Raw genomic sequence first — 656 nt, forward strand, 5'->3', positions numbered from 1 at the left:
ATATAATCCGTCTATGGTACTTTATATATTCAATCAGATATTAACGTTTAAGAAAACTCCTGAAAACATCATTGACGACAACCTGAAAACGGATTACAACCGTTTGCGCCGCATGGTTCAAAATGAGGAAAACCGCAACACATTGATAGAAATTGTTCAAAACAATGGAATCGTGTCCGATGTCATCAGCAAATTTTCAATTGACCGATTGGAAGACACCAATTATTTTATATCACTGCTTTTTTATATGGGATTGCTCACGGTGGATAAATATCAAGATGATACTCTTACCTTAAAAATTCCAAACTACTCTATTAGAACGGTTTATTGGGAGTATTTGGAACAGTTGACTCTGGACTGGAACGAGGATGTTGTAATTGATGTGCGAGCACAAAGTGCTGCAGTCAGGGAATTGGCGCATCACGGTAATCTGCACCCCTATATCGAATATGTAAGTCAAAACATTTTCAGCCGCTTGTCGAACCGCGATTTGCAACACTTCAATGAAAAACACATCAAAATCATGCTGCTTAACGGCTTGTTTCAAAGCAAATTGTACGTGCCGCTCACCGAAAAAGAAGTAGAAAACGGCTACATCGACATTTTTTTGCAGCGCAGTCCCCGACTTCCCGACATAAAATACGAATGGGTATGGG

General features: G+C 39.5%; 1 protein-coding gene. It reads left to right on the forward strand.

What is annotated here, in order from left to right; all coding sequences use genetic code 11:
* Window positions 1–13 precede the first annotated feature (13 nt).
* A partial coding sequence (locus ASC50_RS02895) for a hypothetical protein (RefSeq protein ID WP_226995358.1) occupies window positions 14–656 on the forward strand: 643 nt, incomplete at its 3' end.

The sequence above is a fragment of the Candidatus Symbiothrix dinenymphae genome (genome assembly GCF_001431085.1).